Source organism: Rhizobium sp. 01T417, assembly GCF_056398905.1.
The window spans coordinates 328692-350973 of record NZ_JBFTQH010000001.1 but is presented as its reverse complement, the minus strand read 5'-3'; the positions used below and the strand labels follow the sequence as shown (position 1 = coordinate 350973).

Below are 22282 nucleotides of genomic sequence, written 5' to 3'. Positions count from 1 at the left end.
GAGCCTGCCCTGATTGTTTCCTGGGAACAGAAAGCAGGATTGAGATGACGAAGGAGGCTGTCAAAGACACACAGGCCATGCTTTCGCGCATGACGCCTGCGCTCATGGATGGCGAGTTCGTATTCTGCGTGACCTCAGACGAGGATGTGGCACAGCTTGCTGTTCCCGATGCTCTTGCATGGTTTCGCGAGCACGAAGGGACCTCCCTGATCCTCTCGAGAGGCCGAGCCGCGGAACTCGGCTTTAATTGCGATGCGCCGATGCGGCGTATCGTTCTTGAAGTCTTTTCGTCGCTGGAAGGTGTCGGCCTGACGGCCGCGGTTGCTTCTGCGTTGGCAGCCCGCTCAATCCCGTGCAACATGGTAGCGGCCTACCATCACGATCATGTCTTCGTTCCAGTCGCCATGGCGGATTTGGCGCTCGAGATCTTGCTTAAACTACAAGAAACGTCGTCGGCCTAAACGCCGTCTTTGATCAGCGGGCGTCCGCCAGAGTGAACACCCCGCCGATCGCCCCCTGCCCGGTCGAACCGTCGCCGAAATCGGGGACAGCGTATTCAGCGACTAGGTTTAGGGCTGCGAGTGGCAGCGACTGCCTGCGTGGATCTCCGATGAGCACATCGACGCCTGCCTTGCGACTGGCCGCAAGGAACGGCAAAACCCTCCCGGCAAGCTGGGGATTGTAGAAGACGTCCCCAGCGAGGATGACATCGACATCCGGCGGTGGGCCGGCAAGCACGTCAGCGCTCGTCACTTCGATCGCGACGCCGTTCGCTGCCGCGTTGAGGCCGATCGCCGCGATAGCGTTCGTGTCGATCTCGGCTGCGATCACGAGGGATGCTCCGCATTTTCGGGCCACGATCCCGACGATGCCGGACCCTGCGCCGAGATCGAGGACGCGGCGGCCACTAACGATGTCCGGATAATTCAGAATATGCCGAGCGAGCAGGGTTCCACCAGCCCAGTTGTAGGCCCAGTACGGCGGCGCATCCTCCGCGTCGCTGGTTCTGAGGCGCGACAGCCCACTGCCGGGATGAGCCGTGTAGAGAACTATCTCCTGCAGGCCGGGTGCGGGTTTCAGGTGAAGGTTTTCGACGATAAAGGCGCGGACATCCCGCGGAAAGAAAGCATCGCGATTTGGTTCAGCCTCAGGATGGCGGTGTCCGCTCATTCCGCTCGGCCGGATCAATAATTCTTCATCGCCAGATGCGGTATGCCGCCATCAGGGAATTCGTCGCCGAAGGCGGCAAATCCGAAGCGTTCGTAGAGTGCTATTTTATCGCTTTGTGCCGTCAGATAAAACCGGTTCTCACGGGCAGATCGGTGCTCGTTCATCGCATAGGTCAACATCGCGCTTGCGACACCATGTCCGCGCCATGCCTTGCCGACGGCGACGCGGCCTATCTTCACATGCTCGTTCGCATGGATGATCCGGAGCGTCCCGCAGACCTCACCGCCTGCAACCGCGACGACATGATGCGCAGTAAGATCAAGCGCATCGAATTCTTCATCGGCGGGTACATTCTGTTCGGCTACAAAGACCGCGCGCCGGAGCTTGAACGCCTCATTGCAAAGGGTACTGAAAACAGGAACCGTTAAAACGATGGTATCTGCCATTGTCCTCTCCGCGGGTTCAAGCGGCGACGCAAGGCTGCGCCGCCGGTGGGATCATTATGCCTTCTTTTTCGAGAACTTGGGCTTAGGGCCGCTGCCCCCCTTGCCCTCGAACTTCGGCTTGCCCGGCTTCTTGCCCCAAGGCTTCGAGTCGCGTCGCTCGTCGCTCCCGCCCTCGCCGCGGGCTTCCTTGCGGAAATTGCCTTTGGGGCGCTCATCCGTGAATTCACGACGCTCGCCAAAGGCCTTCTTGCCGGCATAGGGTTTTGCGGCGGCAGGTTTGCTGAAATCAGGCGTGCCGTTCAGCGGCGTCACGCGGATGCCGCGCTCCATCGTCTTGTTTGGACCGATCGACTGCAGGAAGCTGTCGGCGCTGGCCGCGGAAATCTCGACGTAGGTTTCCTCGGGCTGCATCTTGATCGCGCCGATCTCGCGCTTGGTCAGATTGCCGTTCCGACAAAGCATCGGGATCAACCATCGCGGCTCTGCATTCTGCTTGCGACCGACCGAAATCGAAAACCAGATGCTCGCGCCGAAGTCGTCGCGCGGACCTTTCTGATAAGGCTCCCGTAAACTCTCGGCATGCTCGCGGCGCTTGCCGCCACGGCTGTCCTGGACCGAGACCTCGATGAGATCCTCCGGCGCGGACTGGTTCGAACGATAGAGGTTGACGAAGGCAGCAGCGAGCTTTTCGGCGCCATGCGTATCGAGAAGCCGCTTGACCAGGTCCTGGGCTTCCTCGCTCGAGGCTTCATCAAAGATGGGGTCGGCAAGCAGACGGACTTCGTCACGTGCTGTGACCTCCTCCGCTGACGGTGGACGAGCCCAGGCGGCCGAGATGCCGGCGTTGTCGAGAAGACGCTCTGCCTTGCGGCGGAGGTTCAGCGGCACGATCAGCGCGCTGACGCCCTTGCGGCCGGCGCGACCGGTGCGGCCGCTGCGATGAAGCAGGGTTTCGGGATTGGTCGGCAGGTCGGCATGAATAACAAGGTCAAGACCCGGCAGGTCGATACCGCGGGCGGCGACATCCGTTGCGATGCAGACCCGGGCGCGTCCATCCCGCATTGCCTGCAGCGCATGGCTGCGCTCGTTCTGCGTCAGCTCGCCCGACAAGGCGACGACGTTGAAGTTGCGATTGTGAAAGCGGGCCGTCAGATGGTTCACCGCCGCGCGCGTCGAACAGAATACGATGGCGTTGGTCGCTTCGTAGTAGCGCAGGACATTGATGATCGCGTTCTCGCGGTCGCTCGGCGACACGACAAGAGCCCGGTATTCGATGTCGCCGTGCTGCTTTTCCTCGGTGGCCGTTGCGATCCGGACAGCGTTCTTCTGATAGCTCTTCGCGAGTTTCGCGATGGCTGCCGGAACCGTCGCCGAGAACATCAGCGTGCGACGGTCATCGGGGGAGGAATCCAGAATGAACTCCAGATCTTCGCGGAAGCCGAGATCGAGCATTTCATCGGCTTCATCAAGTACAACAGCCTTGAGGCCGGAAATGTCGAGCGCATTGCGCCTGATATGATCGCAGAGGCGACCGGGAGTGCCGACAACGATATGGGAGCCACGCTCCAGCGCACGGCGCTCGCTGCGGATGTCCATGCCGCCGACGCAGCTGACAATCAGCGCGCCCGTCGCTTCATAAAGCCATTCGAGTTCGCGCTTGACCTGCAGCGCGAGTTCGCGGGTCGGTGCGATCACAAGAGCCAACGGTTCGGCTGCAGGGCCAAAGCGTTCCGCGTCCTCGAGCAGCGTCGGCGCCAGCGCGAGGCCGAAGGCTACGGTCTTGCCGGAGCCGGTCTGGGCCGAAACGAGGGCGTCCGACGCGGCGAGCGCCGGGTCGAGCATGGACTTTTGAACCGGCGTCAGCTCGGTGTAACCGCGCTTCACCAACGCCTTGGCGATCGCCGGAACGACGCCGTTAAAATCTGTCATGTTGTCTATCTTTCGGAAGTCTCACGCGCATGTTGCGCCCTGGCCGGCAATTGCCGGTGGAGAAGTTGGCCGTTCCTACTTGGTCAGGCGGCAAATGTCAAAGCGGATGTCCCTGCCATAGCCACACGTCGATGCCTTCGCTTCTGCCACGAATGCGTGCTTTTGCAGGGCCCTCGAGCCGGCCGGCGCGAAGCGGCGCGCTATCGGCGCCTGCCGCCTTCATCAGTGCGGCGCTCAACGCCAGTTCGACACCACGCTCTGCCGCGACCTCCATCAGGCGGCTGGCGACATTCACGGTGTCACCGGTTGCGGTAATCTGCTGGCGGCTGCCGGTTCCTAGGCGCGAGGCAACGACCGGACCGCAATGAGCTCCAACCTTGAAACCAGTCTTTCGGCCGCTCAGCGCGGGATGTATTGCAAGCCAGGGACGCATTCGCCCGCACAGGCGAACGGCGCAAGCGGCGGCTCGCGCGGCATCGTCATCGGCCGGTTGCGGCAAGCCGAAAAGAATCATCGCTCCATCGCCCATGAAGCTGGTGACCGCGCCGCCGTGCGAGCGCGCCTCTTCGTCGACCAGTTCAAAAAAGTCGCTGAGAACTTCGCGGACATTCGTCGCGCCGATTGCTTCGCTCAAGCCCGTGAAGCCGGAGAGGTCGATGAAGACGACTGCGGCGTCTTGCCGGACCGGCTTTGCGAGAAAGTTGGGATCGCGGGCGAGCCACTCTCCCAGGCCCGGGGCCTCGATGCGCTGCAGGAGATCGCTTTGCGCCGCAAAGTGTGCGGCCTGGCGACGATCCATCCAGATCTCGGCGGCGCCGAAAAGCAGCACGGGTGGCAGCGCCGCTGCGATTGGCAAGGCCGCACTGAACCAATAGCCGTGCGCGAAGGCGACAACGTTCAGGGCGGCCCATGCAAGCGCCGCCGACGCAATGATAGCGTAGCCGATGGCGCTGCGTCGCCACGCAAGCAGGCTGATCAATAGCACCGGCAGACCCACCGCGATCAGCGAATCGAGCAGGCGCACATTGCGGTCCCTGATGATGCCGTCGCCGGCAATCAGATGCGTCGCTGCCGTCGCCATCACCTCGACGCCCGGCAATACCGGATCGAATGGGGTTGGGAAGACGTCGCCACCGCCCGTCACCGTGGAGCCGATCACGACGATCTTGTCCTCTATTGCCTTGGCGGGGAGTTTGCCGGCCAGCACATCCGCCGCGCTGAAAGTTGGAATGGCGCCGCGTGGACCATAGAAGGTGATCGGCAGGCGCTGCCCGTCGTCGGTCGGCAGATGCCGGTCGCCGAGTGCAAGTCCGCCAGGCGAGAATGCCGGATTGATACCCAGTGCAAGTGACGCCACCCGCAACGGAAATGAGGCATCGACTCGTGCGCCGCCACGCGAGATCAGCGGAATGAAACGCGGTGTGCCCGACTCGTCGGTGGCGACGTTGACGACGCCAATGGCAGCAACGTCGGAAAAGCGACTTAGAGGCAACAGCATCTGGCTGGCTGCCGGTATCGCTGCCAGCGGATCATTGGCGTCACGATCGACCGCCTGTGTGTCTTTCGGGAAGACGCCGGCGGCGGCGATCACGCTGGGGCTCTGATGGAGAGCCAAGGCAAGCGCCGCATCTCCCTCTTCTGGTCCGGGATCAACCAGCAAAAGATCAAGTGCGATGACCTTCGGTTTCAAGGCGCCGACGGCGGCAACCACGCGGGCAAGTGTTGCCCGATTGAGAGGATAGCCGTTGTCGACGGCAGTCTGGTCGTCAATCGCAACAATGCTGGTAATCGGCGGAGGCTCCTTTGCGCCGATTACCGTGCTTCGCACGTCAGTAAGGGAAGCTTCGAGGCGGTCGAGGAAACTCATGCTTCCCGAAAGATGCATATAGCCGAGGAGGCCGCCCCAGAGCGCGGAGAGCAGCAGTGCAATCGTGACCAGGAGCCGTCTGCCCTGCATCGGCGTTATTGGCCGAGCCGCGCGAGCAGGGCCGCACTGCGGGCCGGCGGCCATCGGCGGACGGCGAGTGGCGCGCTTCCTGGCGCGACATCAACACCCTCGCCTACATTCAGCACGACGCGTGCTGCTGCTCCTGCCGAAGGACGGCCGACCGCTACGCGTCCGCGTACGACTAAGACAGAGGTCGTGCTGTTCTTGACATCGACAGCCCAACGTGTGCCGCGGACGGCGGCAATTGCCTGTGGTGTGACGACCTCGAATCCGTCCGGGTGCCGCGCCCGGTCGACATCGACGAGCACGGCCTTGTTGCGCAACGAGACCGTGTCCGGTCGCCCGTCGTGATTGCGGTCGACGACGTTGAAGCGAGCCCCAGCCTCGGCGGTGATCGTCACGCCATCCGCGCACCGCATGATCTGTCGCGCCGTTCCCGCCACGCGCGCCATCGTGCATCCGTTCGCTTGCGCAAGTGCCGGATCTGAGCTGAATAGACAGGCAGCGCTTGCCCACGCGGCCAGCGCCAGGAGCATTCTGGAGTTCACAAGCATATTCGTCCCCTACCTGAATGCATGGCCGGACAGCCCGGGCGTGCGACGGCATCATACGCTGATAGCTGCAGCACGCATGTCAAAACGTCAACGCCTATCCGACATTGTCTATGTCTTAAGCGGTCTTTCGATTGCCGGTCCAGTATAGCGCGCCCTCGGGCGAATAAGGTGGCCGCTCTCGATCTGCTCCATGGCATGAGCGAGCCACCCGACGGTTCGCGCGAGCGCGAAAATCACGAGGGGCGCATTATCGGGAAGATCGAAGGCGGCGCTCATGGCTGTCAGCGCGAAATCGATGTTGACGCCTTCCCCGATGATCTCTTGTCCCGCGGTCGCCAGTTCGGCGTAGCTCGGTGGCAAGGCGAACTGAGCCATCAGCGCCTTTGCCCTGATGTCTCCATCCGGATACAGAGGATGGCCGAACGCCGGCAGCGATCTTCCCTGTGTCAACGCCTGCCGTATTGCTTGACTGGCATCGAGCGCTTCGACCTCTGCGATCAACGAGGCGACGCCCTGCCAGGCGCCACCGTGGAGCGGTCCGCTCAAGGTCGATAGGCCCGACAGGACCGCGGCCGATAGCGTTGCGCCTGAAGAAGCAGCCACTCGCGAGGCAAAGGTCGACGCGTTGAGTTCGTGATCGGCAAGGAGCGCAAGTGCGCGCCTGATGCAATCGGCGGCTTCTGGCCTGGACCAGCTGGTGGCGAGGCGCAGATGCAATGGGGAAGCCGCGGCATCTGGAGCAAGGGCACTGGCCACGGTCGAAAGAATGCTGTTTGCTTCGGCTTGCAGTACCTTGGGCGCCCTTCCGAGAGTCGGTAAGTCGTGGGTCACGCGCTGTGCGAGCAAAACAAATGCCCGCTCTAACGACGGTGTCGTTTCAGAAGCCTCGCCTGTTGCGGCTGCAATCGGTCCGGACTTCCACAGAAGTGCCGCGGTCTCCTCGAGCGTCGCATGTTCCGCCCAAGTCGCCGCATCACGGCCGCGATAGTAGAGTCGGCCCTCCAGGATGGTGGAAATGGCAGATGGCAACACGGGATCGCCCCATTGGATAGCGTCTGCCGCAACTGTCTCGGTCTTTCGCCGGCCAGCGTGACGTTCGGCAAGCCGCATGACGTCGGCGGCATTGTAAAGACTTCGCCGTGGATCGCTGGCATCTGCTTTGGCCCGGATACGGCCGCGACTCACATTGGCGTACAGCGTTTGTGGCTTGGTTCCGAGTTTTTCGAGCGCCTGCTCGGCTGTCAGCCAAGACATTTCGTCCTCTTTACATTGATCAATTGCATCAAGATTGACGTCAATCAATCTAAGCTTGATCCTGTTGCACGTAAAGGAGAAAACACCATGAAAAACGGTTTGGAAGATGTTATCGCAGCGGAAACGCAGCTCTCCGATGTCGACGGCGAAGCGGGCCGCCTGATCATCCGTGGCGTGTCGCTCGATCATCTCGTATCGACAGCAACCTATGAAAGTGTTGCCGCGCTGTTGCTCGACGGCCTGACGGAACGGCATTTTGGTCCTGCAGAACTCGGCGATTGGTTGGGTGAAATGCGGGTGCGCATATTTGCCCATGTGGCGGCCCTCCAATCGGACCTGCTGGCCTTGCCGCCAGTGGACGCGATGCGCGTTCTCATCGCTCGCCTGCCAGATGGCGAGGACTTCGAAGCGGCGCTTCGATTGCTGGCAGCGCCCGCAGTTTTCCTGCCGGCGATACTCCGTCTGCAGGCCGGCAACGAACCCGTGGCCCCGGACGCTTCGCTACCCCAGGCAGCCGACATCCTGCGCATGCTCACAGGCAGGATGCCGAGTGCGGAGCAGAAGGCTGCTCTCGACGCCTATCTTGTGACCATTTCCGACCATGGCTTGAACGCCTCGACCTTCGCTTCGCGCGTCATCGCCTCGACGCGGGCCGGCCTCACTTCATCAGTGCTCGCGGCGATAAGTGCGCTTAAAGGACCTTTGCATGGCGGCGCGCCGGGGCCTGTGCTCGATATGTTCGATGAGATCGGAGTCAGCGAGAATGCGCGCGGGTGGCTCGGTCGAGCATTGGATCGCGGCGAACGCCTGATGGGCTTCGGTCACCGCATTTACCGGGTGCGTGATCCGCGCGCCGATGCATTGAAGAAGGCGCTGCGACCGCTCGTCTTGGCTGGGCAGGTCGATCGCCAGCGCGTGGAGCTCTCGGAAGCCGTCGAACGTGCGGCGCTTGCTGTCCTGAGGGAGCGCAAGCCAGACCGGCCGCTGGACGTCAACGTCGAGTTCTACACCGCCTTATTGCTCGATGCACTGGGCTTTCCGCGCGAATCATTCACCGGCGTATTCGCGATCGGCCGGACCGTGGGGTGGATCGCGCATGCGCGCGAGCAGGCGCTGGAAGGCAGATTGATCCGTCCTCGGTCGATCTATGTCGGGCCGGTGCCGCAGGCGGCGTGAGCATCGACAATAAGAAGAACCGGCGGTCCCAGCCGCCGGCATATCGTTTATAGTGGGTCTCGGTGCGGGGAAGCCTCTAACCGCTGAGATAGGCCGCAAATTGCTAAGTGTCTCTCGGCAATTAAAAAGGCCGCCTCGTTGAGGCGAGCGCATCGTTGAGGCGGCCTCTTGAAGGTCAGACCAGGCGGCTCTGTTCGGTTGCGGCTTCGATGAAGCTTGCGAAGAGCGGATGCGGGTCGAGAGGACGGCTCTTCAGTTCCGGATGGTACTGAACGCCGATGAACCAGGGATGCTCAGCATACTCGATCGTCTCGGGCAGTACACCGTCCGGTGACATTCCCGAAAAGACGAGACCGCAGTCTTCCAAACGGTCCTTGTAGTCGATGTTGACTTCGTAGCGATGGCGATGGCGCTCGGAAATATCGGTCGAACCGTAGATCTCCGAGATCTTCGTATCCTTCTTCAACGCAGCCTTGTAGGCGCCGAGGCGCATCGTGCCGCCGAGATCGCCCGCTTCCGTGCGCTTCTGCAGCTCATTGCCCTTCACCCATTCGGTCATCAGGCCGACAACGGGCTCCTTCGTCGGGCCGAACTCGGTCGACGAGGCGCTTTCCACGCCGGCAAGGTTGCGGGCGGCTTCAATGACGGCCATCTGCATGCCAAAGCAGATCCCGAAATACGGTACCTTCCGTTCGCGTGCGAAGCGGGCCGCATGGATCTTGCCTTCCGAGCCGCGCTCGCCGAACCCGCCGGGAACGAGGATGCCATGGACCTTCTCGAGATACGGCGCCGGGTCTTCCTTTTCGAAGACCTCAGATTCGATCCATTCCAGGTTGACCTTGACGCGATTGGCAATGCCGCCGTGATGCAGCGCTTCGATCAGCGACTTGTAGGCATCCTTGAGGCCGGTGTACTTGCCGACGATGGCAATCGTGACCTCGCCCTCAGGCGTGCGGATGCGGTTGCAGACCTCTTCCCATTGGTCAAGGCGGGGCTTAGGTGCCGGCTCGATGCCGAAGGCTGCCAGCACTTCGTTGTCGAGCCCTTCCTTGTGGTAGGCCATCGGGACGTCGTAGATGTTGGCGACGTCGAGCGCCTGGATCACCGCGGACGGACGGACGTTGCAGAAGAGCGACAGCTTGCGGCGTTCCGCTTCCGGAATTTCGCGGTCGGCGCGCACCAGCAGGATGTCCGGATGAATGCCGAGCGCCTGCAGTTCCTTGACGGAGTGCTGGGTTGGCTTGGTCTTCAGTTCGCCGGCAGCCGGAATATACGGCATCAGCGTCAGGTGGACGTAGATCGCAGTGCCGCGCGGCAGGTCGTTGCCGAGCTGGCGGATCGCTTCCATGAACGGCATCGCCTCGATATCGCCGACCGTGCCGCCGATCTCGCAGATGACGAAGTCGTAGTCGCCGTTGCCTTCGGTGACGAAGTCCTTGATCTCGTTGGTGACGTGCGGAATGACCTGAACGGTCGCGCCGAGATAGTCGCCGCGGCGTTCCTTGTCGATGATGTTCTTGTAGATGCGTCCGGTGGTGATGTTGTCGGTCTTGGTCGCCGAACGCCCGGTAAAGCGCTCGTAGTGGCCGAGATCGAGATCCGTTTCGGCACCGTCATCGGTGACGAAGACTTCGCCGTGCTGGGTCGGGCTCATGGTGCCCGGGTCCACGTTCAGATAGGGGTCGAGTTTGCGAAGCCGCACCCGATAACCACGGGCCTGCAGCAACGCTCCGAGAGCCGCGGCCGCAATTCCTTTACCGAGAGAGGAAACCACGCCGCCAGTGATAAATACGTATCGCGCCATGGGAGTCACCGGATACCTTTTCAAAAACGATTCCACCAGCCCAAAAATTCTTTTCCAGAACTTTTGGTGCCAGCGCGGAATCTGAACAAAAGAAAACCGGCAGACCCGAGGGCCTGCCGGCGGTTGATGCTGTGTGCCGCTTACTGTCCGCTTGGGACGGTGGCGGGCGCCGGAGCGGAAGGCGTAGCCGCCTGCGGTGCTGCCGGAGCAGTTTGAGTAGACGGAGCCGTTTCGGCAGGTGCCGGTGCGGCCGGAGCAGTTGCTGCCGGAGCCGCCGGCGCGGTTGCTGCCGGAGCCGGAGCGGTCTCACCGCCGGTCGGAACGCCGTTGTTGTTCTGCGCGGCCGGTGCAGCCGGAGCGGCATTGCCGTTCTGGCCGCCGAGCGAGTCGAGAATACCCTTGCCCTCACCGCTCGTCGCCGGAATACGGTTCAGAATATCCGTCGGACGGCTTTCATAGCGGTTGAGAATGCCGAGGCCGAGCGACGTGATGAAGAACAGCGTCGCCAGGATCGCGGTCGTGCGCGTCAGCGCATTGGCCGTGCCACGGGCAGACATGAAGCCCGAGCCGCCGCCGATGCCGAGGCCGCCGCCTTCCGAGCGCTGAATGAGCACGACGCCGACAAGCGCCAGCACGATCATGAGATGGATGACAATCAAAACGGTCTGCATGGGTCCAGTCCTGCCCACGCGCGCGGCGGGCATAAAGTAAAATTCTGGCGCTCTTTACATGAGGTGATCCGCTATTCCAAGCCCTTAGGCTCGGAATATACACGGCTCTAAGCAACCAGCGCTCCGTATGCGCCGTAGATGGCGAGGAAATCGGCCGCTTTCAAGCTTGCACCGCCGATCAGTGCGCCATCGACATTCGCGACGCCCATCAACTCCCTTGCATTGCTTGGCTTGACCGAGCCGCCATAGAGGATGCGGATCTTCTTGCCAGCCGCCCCGAAGCGGGCGACGAGCTCGGAACGCATGAAGGCGTGCGCCTTCTCTACGTCTTCCACGGTTGGGGTAACGCCGGTGCCGATCGCCCAGACGGGCTCGTAGGCAATGACGGCATTCTCCGGCGTCGCGCTATCCGGCACCGAGGCGGAAAGCTGACGCTTGATGATGTCGAGGGTCTGGCCTGCCTTGCGTTCGTCCGCCGTTTCGCCGATGCACACGATTGCCGTCAGGTCGGCCGCGAACGCAGCCTCCGCTTTGGCGCGAACAAGATGGTCGGTCTCGGCATGGTCGGTGCGACGCTCCGAATGTCCGACGATCACGTAAGTGCCGAAGCAGTCTGCGATCATTTCGGCCGAAATATCGCCGGTGTGGGCGCCCGAGGGCTTCTGGTGGCAGTCCTGTGCGCCGATCGCCAGCGGGCTGTCGGTGCAGAGCGCAGTGGCGACATAAAGCAACGTTGCCGGAGGGCAGATCAGCGCCTCCACCTTATCGGAAAGTGGCCCCTGAACACCTTCGGCGATTGCCTTGATTTGGTCGAGGGAGGCACGCGTGCCGTTCATTTTCCAGTTTCCCGCCACAAGCGGACGCACGTCAGGTGTCATGCCAGCCTTCCCATCTTCCACGTATCGTGGGGCCTTAGCAAAAGCGGGGATCAATGAAAAGGTTTGGGCACCTTCCCTAACGGAAATAACGGCCTTTTGTCGCGCAAATGCTTAAAATTCGGAGCCCATGTTGCTGAAAATCATAGACCAGGCGGCCGCCATGACGCTCGCCCGGCGGTCAGGCGACTTAGGCTGTCGTCACGAACCCAATATCCAGTTCAGCGTGCGGCGCCAGTCGATCATCCGGATCGGTGTTCCGTGATTTCCCGTCTGATAGAGCGTGAAATGTGCAGGGTAATCCCCCTTCAGCAGTTTTTCGAAGAGTGCCTGCTGGTCTGTCGCTGCATAGACCGGATCCCGGCTGCCATGCGCGAACCAAAGCGGCAGTTTGGCCTTGAAGGACGGGCTCTTGCTGAAGTCCGGATCGGTAACACCGCTGAGGATCACCATTCCCTTGAGGGCTTTCACGCTGGCGGGGTCACGGCTCAAGCCCCAGCAGACCTGGCTGCCCATCGACGCACACGCCAGAATGACCGGCTTGCCGGGCGACTGCTGGGAAGCGTAGCGGATCAGCCCTTTGATCGCGGCGACGCCATCGCTGTCGAAGCTCTTGACCGTCGGGGAATAATAGACACCGCCATTGCCGGCGACCAGGTTTTTCAGGCGATTGAAGTTGCCCCCGAAACTGTAGTCGTTCACGCCCAGGCGCCGGTCGCCGTTACGACCGTGAATGAAAATGACCGTAAATGCCGCTCCCGAGCTTTGTCCCACCCTGGTGACGTCGAGTCTTTGCGAACCAAGCTGCAAGGTCTCGTCCGACTGCTGCCTTTTGACGCCGAGAGACACGTATTGTTGTTGGGCGCGCTTTTGGGGTATCTGATCGCGGCCGTTGATGTCCCGCATCTCGTCGTATTCGATGACGTCAAGGGCGCCATTATCGCTCGTCCGCAACACATTTTGTGTGGAGAAGAGCTCGTCCTTAAAGGGCGGCAGGCTCTCGGCCGCTCGGCCGCTTGCCGTCGTCGTCAGGAAAAAGGCCGCAATTGCGGTAATAATGGTGCAATGACTTGTGGACATTCGCATGAGCATGGTTCCCTGAGCCTTCTGGCCGCTTGCCATTCCACGCCCGCCAACGCAAACCACTTCCTAAGGAAGTCCGCCTGATCGGGCGGCGTCGCGTAACGAGGCGCTTTCTGGCAGAATCTGCCTGATTCGCAAACGTGACATCAAATGCGGTGATTTTGGGTCAGGCTTGGCGTAAGGCCCCTGCCCGACAGGATAAAGATCTGAACGGCCCCATGGACGATAGCAACGACCTCTTTTCCGGACTGCCCCTGACACCGAAGCAGGAGGAAGCTCCAAAGTCTGCCGAGCCACAAAAGGCCGCACCCGCTAAGGCTGCTGTCCCCGCCCTGCGTCCGGCGCCCGTGAACTCGACGTCGGAAGACTACGGCGCGTCCTCGATCCGCGTTCTCGAGGGTCTTGAACCCGTCCGCATGCGGCCGGGCATGTATATCGGCGGCACCGACGAAAAGGCTCTTCACCATCTCTTCGCCGAAGTCATCGACAATTCGATGGACGAAGCTGTCGCCGGCCACGCCAACTTCATTGAGGTTCACCTTGACCTGGAGGGCTACTTGACGGTCAGCGACAATGGCCGCGGTATCCCCGTCGAGAATCACCCGCAAGTTCCCGGGAAGTCGACCCTTGAAGTCATCATGACGAAGCTGCACGCGGGCGGCAAGTTCGACGGCAAGGCATATGAGACGTCAGGTGGTCTGCACGGCGTCGGCGTTTCCGTCGTCAATGCGCTTTCCGACGTGCTGGAAGTCGAGGTTGCGCGCAATCGGAAGCTATATCGTCAGCGCTTTTCCCGCGGTTTGCCCCAGGGCGAACTGGAAGAACTCGGCGACGTCCACAATCGTCGTGGCACGCGAGTCCGCTTTCACCCCGATCCGCAGATCTTTGGCGAGCACGCGAAGTTCGATGCCGGGCGTGTGTTCCGTATGGCACGCTCCAAGGCTTACCTCTTTGGCGGCGTCGAAATCCGCTGGAGTTGCGAGGAAGGCGTTCTGCCGCAAGGCTCGGAGATACCTGACAAGGCGGTCTTCCACTTCCCCGGCGGCCTGAAGGATTACCTGCAGGCGACGATGGGCAAGGAATTCACCGTTACCCGCGAGATATTCGCAGGGAAAACCGAGAAGACCAGTGGTCATGGCTCCCTGGAGTGGGCGATCACCTGGTACGGCGGCGATCCCCAGGTCCACTCCTACTGCAACACGATCCCGACGCCAGAAGGCGGCACGCACGAGGCGGGCCTGCGCATCGCGCTGACCAAGGGCCTGAAGAATTACGCCGAACTGACGCAGAACAAGCGCGCTGCCCAGATCACCACCGATGACGTGATGATCTCCGCCGTCGGCATGCTCTCGGTCTTCATCCGCGAGCCGGAATTCGTCGGCCAGACGAAGGACAAGCTCGCCACGGTCGAAGCCCAGCGGATCGTTGAAAACGCACTCCGCGACCCCTTTGACCACTACCTTGCCGACAATCCGAACGAGGCAGCCAAGCTGCTCGACTGGGTTATAGAGCGTGCGGAAGAACGCCTGCGCCGTCGCAAGGAAAAGGAAGTCAACCGCAAGACCGCCGTGCGCAAGCTACGCCTGCCCGGCAAGCTAGCCGATTGCGCACAGAACACCGCCCAGGGTGCCGAACTCTTCATCGTCGAAGGTGACTCGGCAGGTGGCTCGGCCAAGCAGGCTCGCAATCGTGCCAACCAGGCGATCCTCCCCCTGCGCGGCAAAATCCTCAACGTCGCCAGTGCCGGTCGCGAAAAGCTTGGCGCCAACCAGCAGCTCGCCGATCTCGTTCAGGCGCTCGGTTGCGGTACGCGCTCGAAGTATCGTGAGGAAGACCTTCGCTACGAACGCATCATCGTCATGACCGATGCCGACGTCGACGGTGCCCACATTGCCTCGCTACTGATCACGTTCTTCTATCAGGAAATGCCGGAGCTGGTCCGTGGCGGTCACCTCTTCCTGGCCGTACCGCCGCTCTACAAGATCACCCAGGGCGCGAAGTCCGCTTACGCCCGCGACGATGCGCACCGCGCCGAGCTGATGGAGACCGAGTTCAAGGGCAAGGCGAAAGTCGAAATCAGCCGTTTCAAAGGCCTCGGCGAAATGCTGCCGGCGCAGCTCAAAGAAACCACCATGGACCCAGGCAAGCGCACGCTGTTGCGCGTGATTATCGACGAGGTGGATTTCGAGGGTACGCGCACGGCGGTCGACGACCTGATGGGAACGAAGCCGGAAGCGCGCTTCCGGTTCATTCAGGATCGCGCCGCCTTTGCGGAAAACCTCGATATCTGAACCGGCTAGTCGAGGCGCACCGTAATTTCCGTCTTCACGGAGTTGGCAAGAAAGCACAACTCGTGCGCTTCGTGGTGGAGTTTCTGTTCGATCTCTCGGTTCGGCCGGTCGCCGGCATAGGTAACCTGCGGTCGAAGCTCCACGCGGCTCACCATTGTCCTGCCCTGCACAGTTTCCATAAGGCCTGTTGCCGCATCGACATAGCTATCGACCAGGATGCGCTTCTTTGAGGCCAGCCAGAGATAGAAGAGCATGTGGCAGCTCGACAGTGCTGCAACGTATGCCTCTTCCGGATCAACATTCTCGGCAAGCGCATACGGCAACGGCACATTGTGCGGCGAAGCGGAGGCAGCGACGGTGGCGCCGCCATCAAAGCTCCATCTGTGCCCGCGGCTATAGCGTCCGTCGATAAAACTTGCTGCGCCCCGCTCCCATGCGACCTCCGCGGAAAACGTCGTCATCTTTCATTCTCCCTCGTGCGTCAGACGTGCTGTTGTCATCTGCAAATGTTCCGACAAGGACTTCAGTGCCGCAGCCTCGTCGCGATGCGCGCACGCATCTATGATTGCGCGATGCTCGGCGTGGAGGATCACACGCTCGTTGGAGCCTTTTGGCTGCCTCAGATAGGCACGACGCGATTCACCCCGCAGTTCGTCGATCATGGACAGAAGGCGGCGATTGCCACATCGCCCGTAGAGCGTTCGATGAAAGGCGACATCCAGCTCCTCCAGCGTGGCCGGATCATCCTCTTCGATCAGATCTTCATTGAGACGGCGCGCCTTGCGCAGGTCGCTGTCGCCGAGCAGCGGCAGCGCAGCGCGCAGCGCCATGCTCTCCAAGGCTGCGCGGATCTCGGCGAGTTCACGTGCTTGCTCTTCCGTCAAACCGGCGACGGCCAGGCTTCGGTCAGGCCGCCGGTCGAGCAGGCCTGACGCTAGCAACCGATCTAGCGCCTGGCGTACCGGCTGGCGGCTCACGCCAAACCGCTCTGCTAGGAGCTCTTGTTTCAGGACGGTCCCTGGCGGCAGGCTCCCGCCTTCTATTTCGCGCCGCAGCGCTGTTGCAATCAGGTTTGTATCCATGGATCCAAAGTAAACGCGCAAGTGTATTTTGGCAACGCTGTGGCAGGATTTCTGTCATATTGATTGCGAAGAATAGCGTTAGGGAGCGTAGTATGGATCGCCGGTGGTCTCACGGGCGCCAGTCGATGACATGAATCGGTCATTGTGCTTGCGCCCGAGGGACGCATGGCCCATATCCATAGCCAAAACAGGGGAAAAGAACGACGTGAGCCTTCCGAACAACAACATCCAGCGAGAGCCGCGATGGCTCGGCCCCTCAGGCCCAGCCCGCACGCCGTTAATTCCCTCCATCTCCGCGGCGCGCTGGCTGCTCGTGCTTGTTGTCGCGGCTGGCGTCTACTTCTTCTACGGCTTTGCTGTCCCGGTTCTCGCCGCCCTTGTCATCGGCTTTGCAAGCTGGCCGCTGTATCGCCGGCTTCTCAGCCGTGTCGGTGGAAACACAACGGTCGCCGCCACCATCGCCATTCTGATGATCGTGACGTTTCTCGTGTTGCCGATCTTTTTCGCCGTTACCTATACGACAGGTGAGGTGCGCGAATGGGTGGCCTGGGCCGTGCACGCAAACAGGTCCGGTGCGCCAACCCCGCAGTGGATCATCGCCCTGCCTTTTGCCGGTCCGTATCTCGATGAACTGTGGACCAGATATATCGGCAGCCCCGGTGCCATGGGTGAGCTAATCCAGGCTGTGAGCGGCGCCCATATCGGCAACATCTATCGGGCGATTCTGGCAGCTGGCGGTGGCGCCTTCCACCTGCTCCTCACGCTGCTCTTCATGTTGATCGCGCTGTTCTTCGTCTACCGCGATGGTTCCTCCTTCTCGCAGCAGATCGATATGCTCGGCGAACGCATTCTTCCGAACCGCTGGGAGCGAATTTCCCGCGTCGTTCCGGCAACCATCAGCTCGACTGTCATGGGCATGACGCTGATCGCGATCGGCGAAGGCATCGTGCTCGGCGTCGCTTATTGGATCGCCGGTGTCCCCTCGCCCGTCACGCTCGGCGTCCTGACCGGTATCATGGCCCTGATACCCGGTGGTGCCCCGCTGTCCTTTACCCTGGTGTCTGTCTACCTGCTCGCCAGTGGCTCACATATCGCAGGCATCGGCCTTTTCGTTTGGGGAACGGTCGAGCTGTTCATTGTCGACAAGACACTTCGTCCGAAGCTTGTTGGCGGTCCCATCAAGCTGCCATTCCTGCCGACCTTCTTCGGCCTTGTCGGCGGCGTGAAAACCATGGGCTTTCTCGGCCTCTTCATCGGGCCGGTGCTGATGGCCCTCATTGTGGCGATCTGGCGCGAATGGATGCACGAGGTCCGGAGTGCCGAAACCGGCCCGAACGTCATGATCGACGAGCAGGCCCCGCCGGCGTCTCGCGCGGCCGAATGATCAGGGCAGCCGCTTTTCCATGAACAGGCTAAGTGGGTCTGGCAGGTAGCTGCCAAACGCTTCGATTTCGCCATAGCCGTACTTTCGGTAGAGAGCGATCGCTTCTGGCTGGTAAATGCCGGTTTCAAGACGGACGGCTTGGAGCTTCTTTTCAGCCGCCGTCGTTTCGAGTGCGTCCATCAGCTTGCTTGCCACTTTCAAGCCGCGGGCGCCGGGATCGACGAACATCCGCTTGATCTCCGCCGTTCCGTCGCCAGCCTCGACCAGTGCACAGCAGCCAACGATCGCACCCTCGTTGCGGGCGACGAAGAAGCTGACGGCCGGCTTCTCCAGGGTCGATACATCGACGAGGTGATTGCTTTCTGGCGGATACAGAGACTGGGCATAGGCGTCGGACATGTCGAGCAAGCGGAGCACGCCGTCTTGGCGCGGTGTTTCCAATGCAATCGTAATGGACACGGGTTTTTCCTGTCTTGTGGCGCCCGCGTAAAAAATGTTGGGGCGCCTTCATTCTGTTGGAATTTCAGCATCTAAGAGGCGAAGGTTCAATATTCAAAAGGCGATATTATGCAAGTGGTGCTGGTTGCAATGACGATCCTAGGCTGCAACGACTCGGTCACACAATGCAACTATCTCACCACGGTTGAGCAGAAATGGCAGACCGTCGCCATGTGCGACGCCGATTCGGAAAGGCAGCTGAAGCGCTATACGAATGTCAGCTACCCAACGGTAATTGCTGTCTGTGAGCCACCGAAGCCTGCTTCCCCAGAAGCGCCAAAGGCGGTCGTGGAAAGCGCGCCGACGCCGCCCGTTCCAGCCGAAACGCAGGGTCGATTGTCGGCCCTCGCTGACCGGGTGGCGAGTGAGGTGCGCGCGTACCTGCCGTCCGGTAGCGAAATGAAAACAGCGCTGGCTTCACCCGTCCACTTCGTCTCGGGCAGCTATTCCTGGGTGGCGAAGCGGCTGCACCGCTAGGCTGCGGCGAGCGACGTAAATTGAGCATAAGCGCGTGCATGCTGCCGCTGTTCAGCGATGTGCAGCCTTTCGATCATCTCCAGGAGTTCCTGCACGGCCCCATGCGTTGCATGCCGGCGGAACTTCTCAAGCAGCTTGCCGCAGACGTCGCCGAGCATCGTCGCTGCCAGATCTTTCGATGCGTCCCGCCACAACAGCGTCGCTTCGACGAAGATCGTGCTGATCTCGCGGGAAAGGCCGGCCGTCTCATAGAGGGCGCGCACCGCGTGCATGCGACCGGTTGCGAGAATGGAGCGAACGCGTCGCTCTTCGCAGCCAGTCAGGTTGACGATGGCGCCTGCGAAGAACTCGACCTTTCCGGAGCAAAGAGCGTGGATCAGGCACGACGGCGTTAGGTGGCCACTAACCCGTAAATGCTCGACAAGGTCTGAAATCTCGCGCGGCGTAATCTCGCCAGCAATCGACACGATGGCAGTTTCATTGGCCTCTCTGCTGATCCTGTGCAGTCGGCCGGGATCGATCGTCGCTAGCGCCAATGGCAGACCAACGAGGGCGGCGCTGACATGCTGCGTCAACAACTGACGCGCGTCCGCCGCAAGATCCCCGCGCTCCAGCAGCAGATTGCGGATTTCGCAGTGATGGCCGAGCCGCTCGGCAATTCTTTTAAGAGAGTAAGGCGCGATGGCCGCCCCGCCGTTCTCGAGAAGGCAGAGGACGGCCTCTTCTTCACCGATCTCGGCGAGCGCGGCTGAAACCGGCCGTGAAATCGTGCCGCGCGCGGCAATCAGCATTCGCGTGACGTCGCTGCCGCTGGCCGCGAGATCCACGAGGTCTGCGTCCGACAGTAAGGGTGAGCATGTGACCGCATGGCAGGCGATCTCCGGCTGATCCGCGGCCAGCGAGAGAATAACCGCTCGCGGCGCCTCCGGTGACCAAGAGATTGCTTCGGCAAGCGCCAGCCTCACCTTGGGGGATGGGTCGTCGAGCAGGAAAGTCATGGCCATCTCGGCCGCGGCGCGTTCTTCTGCTGCCATTTCGGACTGCAGATAGGCTCTGCCGAGGGCACTGGCCGCACGGGCCCTGTCTCCGGCCTTGGCGGTTTCCGCCCAACGAAGAAATGCTTCTACGATCACCCGTGTGCCCCATGCCCGAATGCGATTCTCTCGCATTCCAATCAGTGAGATCACGGTATCTTGGAAAAGTTTATGATTGGTTCACCATGTTCCTTAAGCGCTGACGGCCAACGTCAAACCTGCGGCCGGAACATTTCGAACACGTCGCTGCCTTCGCTGTAGTCCATGTAACCCATGCGGGCGACTGGCCTGGCGATCGCCATATCGAGTCGCCCATCGCGAATGATCGTCTCGTCGATGTGGATGCCGACAACCTGACCGAGGATCATGATGTTCTCGGAATTTTCACCGGTGAGTGACTTCGGCACAAGGGTCTCCGTTACCTTGCATTCGAGCACAGCAAAGGCCTCGGCGACGTAGGGCGCGTCGACAAGCTCACCCTTCCTGGCGGCGAGGCCGGAAAGAGCAAACTCGTCAACGCCATAGTCGACGGCCGCAGATGAGATATTCATCTTCTCGACCAGGTTCCGGCTGACAAAGTTACAGGTGAACTCGCCGGTCTCGATCGCATTCCTCTGGCTGTGCTTTAGACCGGCGGAGGAAAACATCACGAGTTTCGGGCGGTCGGAAATCGCATTGAAGAAAGAGTACGGTGCAAGGTTGATCGAGCCGTCGCTTCCCCTGCTGCCGATCCAGCCAATCGGACGCGGCGAGACAATGGCCTTGAAGGGATCGTGCGACAGGCCATGCCGGTTCGTATCGGTGGTATAGAACATCAGTCCCCTCCGCCAACCCAGGTCACTGTCTCGGTCAGTTCCGGGCGCGGGCGCTCGACGGGCGGAAACGTCGTTGAGCCCATGTGAATGAAACCAGCGATCTTTTCACCCGACTTGACGCCCAGGAGTTCGTAGGCGCGCTCGTCATAGGCGAACCACTCCGTCAGCCAGTTGGCGACCCAGCCGTGGGCATTGGCGGCGAAGATGATGTTGAGGCAGACAGCACCAGCAGACATCAGCTGCTCCCACTCGGGAATCTTGATGTGCGGGCCGGACTTGCTGACGACGGCAACGACAACAGGAGCGCGGGTAAAGCGCGTACGCTCCACCTGGACCATTTCCTCAGACAGTTCTGGCTTGGCCTCGAGCGCGAGCTTGAGGAGCTCTTGGCCAATCCGGGCACGCTCTTCGCCGCGATAGACGATGAAGCGCCATGGCGCGAGCTTGCCGTGGTCGGGCACGCGGGAGGCCAGGCGCAAAATCTCTTCGATCTCGGCTTTGTCGGGGCCCGGCTCGCACATCTGGAAAGCGGGAATAGAGCGACGGACACCGAGATAGTCGATCAGCTTGATATCGGATTTCATGCGGGAGAGACTTCCATTTTCATGACAGCATTTGGGATGGGTCTTGAATTTGCCATCGCGTTGGTCTTGAAGTGGCCTCTGTGATTTCAGATGTCAATTGGTTCGCACGACAGATGGTTGGCATTTCGCCATATGCACGCATAAGCCTGGCCTTGGTTCTGACCGCCCTACTGCCTTTAAGTAGCCAGGCGCAGGACGCCTTCCAGACCTTCAAGCAGTTGGATACGACTGCGAAAATGCCGAAGCTGAATGCCTTCATCGCGCCGGGCACCGCCCCGCAGGGCTCGAAGCTGCGCGAGATCGCGCTCGAGGCGAAACTGACCGCCAACGGCGATCCTGTTCAGGATGGTCTCTCCTGGTATGTGTTCAGCCCGGCAGCGGGCACCGACGGAAAGCTTCCGCTGATCGCGTCCTCGCAAGGCGGCTCCGCGGATTTTCAGCTCGCGCCGGGAGACTATTTCGTCAACGTTTCTTTCGGTCGCGCCGGTGTCACGCGCAAGCTGACGGTTCCTGAAGAGGGTCAGGTCGACAAGCAGACGATGGTGCTGGAAGCCGGTGGCTTACTGCTGAACGCGGTCTCGGGAACGGACGTTCGCATTCGCCCGGATCAGCTCAGCTTCTCGATTTACTCCGCCGACGTGCGTGAGGACGGCGAGCGCGGTCTTGTCATGGCTGACGTGCCGCCAAACACCGTGGTTCGCTTGAATGCCGGAACCTACCACATCGTCTCCGAATACGGCGACACCAATGCCTCGATCCGCGCCGATATCCAGGTGGAGGCAGGCAAGCTCACGGAAGCAACGATCCAGCACAAGGCAGCACAGATCACGTTCAAGCTCGTGTCCGACGCCGGTGGGGAAGCGATCGCCGATACGGCCTGGTCGATCCTGACGGCCGCTGGCGACAGTGTCGGCGAGAGCGTCAGCGCTTTCCCGACCATGGTGCTCGCCGAAGGCGAATACTCCGCCGTCGCTCGAAACAAGGACAAGATCTACCAGCGGGATTTCAAGGTCGAAGCCGGCAAGAACACAGACGTCGAAGTTCTTATGAAGGACGTGCAACCCGAAGAACCGACAGAGGCCGCTAAAACCGTTCAGGTTCAGCCGGATCAGCAACCGCCAGCGAGTGACGGCTCGCCGAATACGCAGGCACCGCTACCTACCTACGATCAGCTCCAGGGCGGCACCGGCGCCGACGCGGACTGATC

Annotated in this window: 22 protein-coding genes; 6 read left to right on the top strand and 16 right to left on the bottom strand. The window is 61.2% G+C overall.

Features of this window, described 5'->3' with window-relative positions; genetic code table 11:
• Positions 1–44: 44 nt before the first annotated feature.
• On the top strand, positions 45–461 hold the full coding sequence (locus AC1DPR_RS01710; RefSeq protein ID WP_018854997.1) for an ACT domain-containing protein: 417 nt from the start codon (positions 45–47) through the stop codon (positions 459–461).
• A gap of 13 nt (positions 462–474) precedes the next feature.
• On the opposite strand, the gene AC1DPR_RS01705 is transcribed toward AC1DPR_RS01710, so the two are convergent.
• The 6 genes from AC1DPR_RS01705 to AC1DPR_RS01680 all read right to left on the bottom strand — a co-directional run bounded on the left by AC1DPR_RS01705 (position 475) and on the right by AC1DPR_RS01680 (position 7301).
• The gene (locus AC1DPR_RS01705; RefSeq protein WP_018854996.1) at positions 475–1170 is read right to left on the bottom strand and encodes a class I SAM-dependent methyltransferase; all 696 of its coding nucleotides are present in this window, start codon (positions 1168–1170) and stop codon (positions 475–477) included.
• A gap of 14 nt (positions 1171–1184) precedes the next feature.
• On the bottom strand, positions 1185–1616 hold the full coding sequence (locus AC1DPR_RS01700) for a GNAT family N-acetyltransferase (protein ID WP_062370917.1): 432 nt from the start codon (positions 1614–1616) through the stop codon (positions 1185–1187).
• Positions 1617–1670: 54 nt separating this feature from the next.
• Positions 1671–3545, bottom strand: a complete 1875-nt coding sequence (locus tag AC1DPR_RS01695) for a DEAD/DEAH box helicase (RefSeq protein WP_477815658.1) — start codon at positions 3543–3545, stop codon at positions 1671–1673.
• A 97-nt stretch (positions 3546–3642) separates the two neighbouring features.
• Positions 3643–5502: a CHASE2 domain-containing protein gene (locus AC1DPR_RS01690; protein ID WP_026371495.1), complete on the bottom strand. Its 1860-nt coding sequence runs from the start codon at positions 5500–5502 to the stop codon at positions 3643–3645.
• Between the two features lie 5 nt (positions 5503–5507).
• Positions 5508–6047, bottom strand: a complete 540-nt coding sequence (locus tag AC1DPR_RS01685; RefSeq protein WP_026371494.1) for a FecR domain-containing protein — start codon at positions 6045–6047, stop codon at positions 5508–5510.
• A gap of 108 nt (positions 6048–6155) precedes the next feature.
• Complete coding sequence (locus AC1DPR_RS01680; RefSeq protein ID WP_477815657.1) at positions 6156–7301, bottom strand: citrate/2-methylcitrate synthase; 1146 nt, start codon at positions 7299–7301, stop codon at positions 6156–6158.
• Positions 7302–7388: 87 nt separating this feature from the next.
• Between AC1DPR_RS01680 and AC1DPR_RS01675 the strand changes: the two genes are divergently transcribed.
• Positions 7389–8477, top strand: coding sequence for a citrate synthase/methylcitrate synthase (locus AC1DPR_RS01675; protein WP_477815656.1), 1089 nt, complete (start codon positions 7389–7391; stop codon positions 8475–8477).
• Positions 8478–8652: 175 nt separating this feature from the next.
• Here AC1DPR_RS01675 and AC1DPR_RS01670 read toward each other — a convergent pair whose 3' ends face one another.
• The 4 genes from AC1DPR_RS01670 to AC1DPR_RS01655 form a co-directional block, all read right to left on the bottom strand.
• Positions 8653–10281, bottom strand: a complete 1629-nt coding sequence (locus tag AC1DPR_RS01670) for a CTP synthase (protein WP_018854989.1) — start codon at positions 10279–10281, stop codon at positions 8653–8655.
• 140 nt (positions 10282–10421) lie between these two features.
• Positions 10422–10952 carry a preprotein translocase subunit SecG gene (gene secG, locus AC1DPR_RS01665; RefSeq protein WP_018854988.1) on the bottom strand — a complete coding sequence of 177 codons (531 nt, stop codon included), beginning with the start codon at positions 10950–10952 and terminating at the stop codon, positions 10422–10424.
• Positions 10953–11059: 107 nt separating this feature from the next.
• On the bottom strand, positions 11060–11830 hold the full coding sequence (gene tpiA / locus AC1DPR_RS01660; protein WP_026371493.1) for a triose-phosphate isomerase: 771 nt from the start codon (positions 11828–11830) through the stop codon (positions 11060–11062).
• Between the two features lie 198 nt (positions 11831–12028).
• On the bottom strand, positions 12029–12913 hold the full coding sequence (locus tag AC1DPR_RS01655) for an alpha/beta hydrolase (protein WP_477815655.1): 885 nt from the start codon (positions 12911–12913) through the stop codon (positions 12029–12031).
• Between the two features lie 215 nt (positions 12914–13128).
• Between AC1DPR_RS01655 and parE the strand changes: the two genes are divergently transcribed.
• On the top strand, positions 13129–15201 hold the full coding sequence (parE, locus tag AC1DPR_RS01650) for a DNA topoisomerase IV subunit B (RefSeq protein WP_477815654.1): 2073 nt from the start codon (positions 13129–13131) through the stop codon (positions 15199–15201).
• A 5-nt stretch (positions 15202–15206) separates the two neighbouring features.
• On the opposite strand, the gene AC1DPR_RS01645 is transcribed toward parE, so the two are convergent.
• Together AC1DPR_RS01645 and AC1DPR_RS01640 are read right to left on the bottom strand one after the other, a co-directional pair.
• Positions 15207–15662, bottom strand: coding sequence for an OsmC family protein (locus AC1DPR_RS01645; protein ID WP_192241975.1), 456 nt, complete (start codon positions 15660–15662; stop codon positions 15207–15209).
• 3 nt (positions 15663–15665) lie between these two features.
• Positions 15666–16283 (bottom strand): GntR family transcriptional regulator, encoded by a 618-nt coding sequence (locus tag AC1DPR_RS01640; protein ID WP_477815653.1) that lies wholly within the window; start codon positions 16281–16283, stop codon positions 15666–15668.
• A gap of 205 nt (positions 16284–16488) precedes the next feature.
• Here AC1DPR_RS01640 and AC1DPR_RS01635 point away from each other — a divergent pair, with 205 nt between their 5' ends.
• Positions 16489–17667, top strand: coding sequence for an AI-2E family transporter (locus AC1DPR_RS01635; protein WP_018854982.1), 1179 nt, complete (start codon positions 16489–16491; stop codon positions 17665–17667).
• Here AC1DPR_RS01635 and AC1DPR_RS01630 read toward each other — a convergent pair whose 3' ends face one another.
• Positions 17668–18126 carry a GNAT family N-acetyltransferase gene (locus AC1DPR_RS01630; protein ID WP_018854981.1) on the bottom strand — a complete coding sequence of 153 codons (459 nt, stop codon included), beginning with the start codon at positions 18124–18126 and terminating at the stop codon, positions 17668–17670.
• A gap of 108 nt (positions 18127–18234) precedes the next feature.
• Here AC1DPR_RS01630 and AC1DPR_RS01625 point away from each other — a divergent pair, with 108 nt between their 5' ends.
• Complete coding sequence (locus AC1DPR_RS01625; protein ID WP_477815652.1) at positions 18235–18642, top strand: hypothetical protein; 408 nt, start codon at positions 18235–18237, stop codon at positions 18640–18642.
• On the opposite strand, the gene AC1DPR_RS01620 is transcribed toward AC1DPR_RS01625, so the two are convergent.
• The 3 genes from AC1DPR_RS01620 to AC1DPR_RS01610 form a co-directional block, all read right to left on the bottom strand.
• Positions 18639–19811 (bottom strand): DUF2336 domain-containing protein, encoded by a 1173-nt coding sequence (locus tag AC1DPR_RS01620; RefSeq protein ID WP_198011789.1) that lies wholly within the window; start codon positions 19809–19811, stop codon positions 18639–18641. The two genes, AC1DPR_RS01625 and AC1DPR_RS01620, sit on opposite strands and share 4 nt — an antisense overlap.
• Before the next feature lie 77 nt (positions 19812–19888).
• Entirely contained in the window at positions 19889–20491 is a 603-nt protein-coding gene (locus tag AC1DPR_RS01615; protein WP_113470431.1) for a flavin reductase family protein, read from the bottom strand.
• A complete protein-coding gene (locus AC1DPR_RS01610) occupies positions 20491–21075 on the bottom strand; it encodes a nitroreductase family protein (RefSeq protein ID WP_018854977.1) in 585 nt (194 codons plus the stop codon). The genes AC1DPR_RS01615 and AC1DPR_RS01610 overlap by 1 nt, the downstream gene beginning before the upstream one ends.
• A 113-nt stretch (positions 21076–21188) precedes the next feature.
• Here AC1DPR_RS01610 and AC1DPR_RS01605 point away from each other — a divergent pair, with 113 nt between their 5' ends.
• Complete coding sequence (locus AC1DPR_RS01605) at positions 21189–22280, top strand: hypothetical protein (protein WP_037089063.1); 1092 nt, start codon at positions 21189–21191, stop codon at positions 22278–22280.
• Positions 22281–22282: the final 2 nt, after the last annotated feature.

Excerpts from the sequence above, each read along its gene's own strand:
- AC1DPR_RS01625 (WP_477815652.1), top strand. The coding sequence starts at position 18,235 with ATGCAAGTGGTGCTGGTTGCAATGACGATCCTAGGCTGCAACGACTCG.
- AC1DPR_RS01705 (WP_018854996.1), bottom strand. The coding sequence starts at position 1,170 with ATGAGCGGACACCGCCATCCTGAGGCTGAACCAAATCGCGATGCTTTC.
- AC1DPR_RS01670 (WP_018854989.1), bottom strand. The coding sequence starts at position 10,281 with ATGGCGCGATACGTATTTATCACTGGCGGCGTGGTTTCCTCTCTCGGT.
- AC1DPR_RS01710 (WP_018854997.1), top strand. The coding sequence starts at position 45 with ATGACGAAGGAGGCTGTCAAAGACACACAGGCCATGCTTTCGCGCATG.
- AC1DPR_RS01610 (WP_018854977.1), bottom strand. The coding sequence starts at position 21,075 with ATGAAATCCGATATCAAGCTGATCGACTATCTCGGTGTCCGTCGCTCT.
- tpiA (WP_026371493.1), bottom strand. The coding sequence starts at position 11,830 with ATGACACCTGACGTGCGTCCGCTTGTGGCGGGAAACTGGAAAATGAAC.
- AC1DPR_RS01685 (WP_026371494.1), bottom strand. The coding sequence starts at position 6,047 with ATGCTTGTGAACTCCAGAATGCTCCTGGCGCTGGCCGCGTGGGCAAGC.
- AC1DPR_RS01605 (WP_037089063.1), top strand. The coding sequence starts at position 21,189 with ATGGTTGGCATTTCGCCATATGCACGCATAAGCCTGGCCTTGGTTCTG.
- parE (WP_477815654.1), top strand. The coding sequence starts at position 13,129 with ATGGACGATAGCAACGACCTCTTTTCCGGACTGCCCCTGACACCGAAG.
- AC1DPR_RS01675 (WP_477815656.1), top strand. The coding sequence starts at position 7,389 with ATGAAAAACGGTTTGGAAGATGTTATCGCAGCGGAAACGCAGCTCTCC.
- AC1DPR_RS01640 (WP_477815653.1), bottom strand. The coding sequence starts at position 16,283 with ATGGATACAAACCTGATTGCAACAGCGCTGCGGCGCGAAATAGAAGGC.
- AC1DPR_RS01680 (WP_477815657.1), bottom strand. The coding sequence starts at position 7,301 with ATGTCTTGGCTGACAGCCGAGCAGGCGCTCGAAAAACTCGGAACCAAG.
- AC1DPR_RS01695 (WP_477815658.1), bottom strand. The coding sequence starts at position 3,545 with ATGACAGATTTTAACGGCGTCGTTCCGGCGATCGCCAAGGCGTTGGTG.
- AC1DPR_RS01655 (WP_477815655.1), bottom strand. The coding sequence starts at position 12,913 with ATGCGAATGTCCACAAGTCATTGCACCATTATTACCGCAATTGCGGCC.
- AC1DPR_RS01645 (WP_192241975.1), bottom strand. The coding sequence starts at position 15,662 with ATGACGACGTTTTCCGCGGAGGTCGCATGGGAGCGGGGCGCAGCAAGT.
- secG (WP_018854988.1), bottom strand. The coding sequence starts at position 10,952 with ATGCAGACCGTTTTGATTGTCATCCATCTCATGATCGTGCTGGCGCTT.
- AC1DPR_RS01690 (WP_026371495.1), bottom strand. The coding sequence starts at position 5,502 with ATGCAGGGCAGACGGCTCCTGGTCACGATTGCACTGCTGCTCTCCGCG.
- AC1DPR_RS01700 (WP_062370917.1), bottom strand. The coding sequence starts at position 1,616 with ATGGCAGATACCATCGTTTTAACGGTTCCTGTTTTCAGTACCCTTTGC.
- AC1DPR_RS01615 (WP_113470431.1), bottom strand. The coding sequence starts at position 20,491 with ATGTTCTATACCACCGATACGAACCGGCATGGCCTGTCGCACGATCCC.
- AC1DPR_RS01620 (WP_198011789.1), bottom strand. The coding sequence starts at position 19,811 with ATGCGAGAGAATCGCATTCGGGCATGGGGCACACGGGTGATCGTAGAA.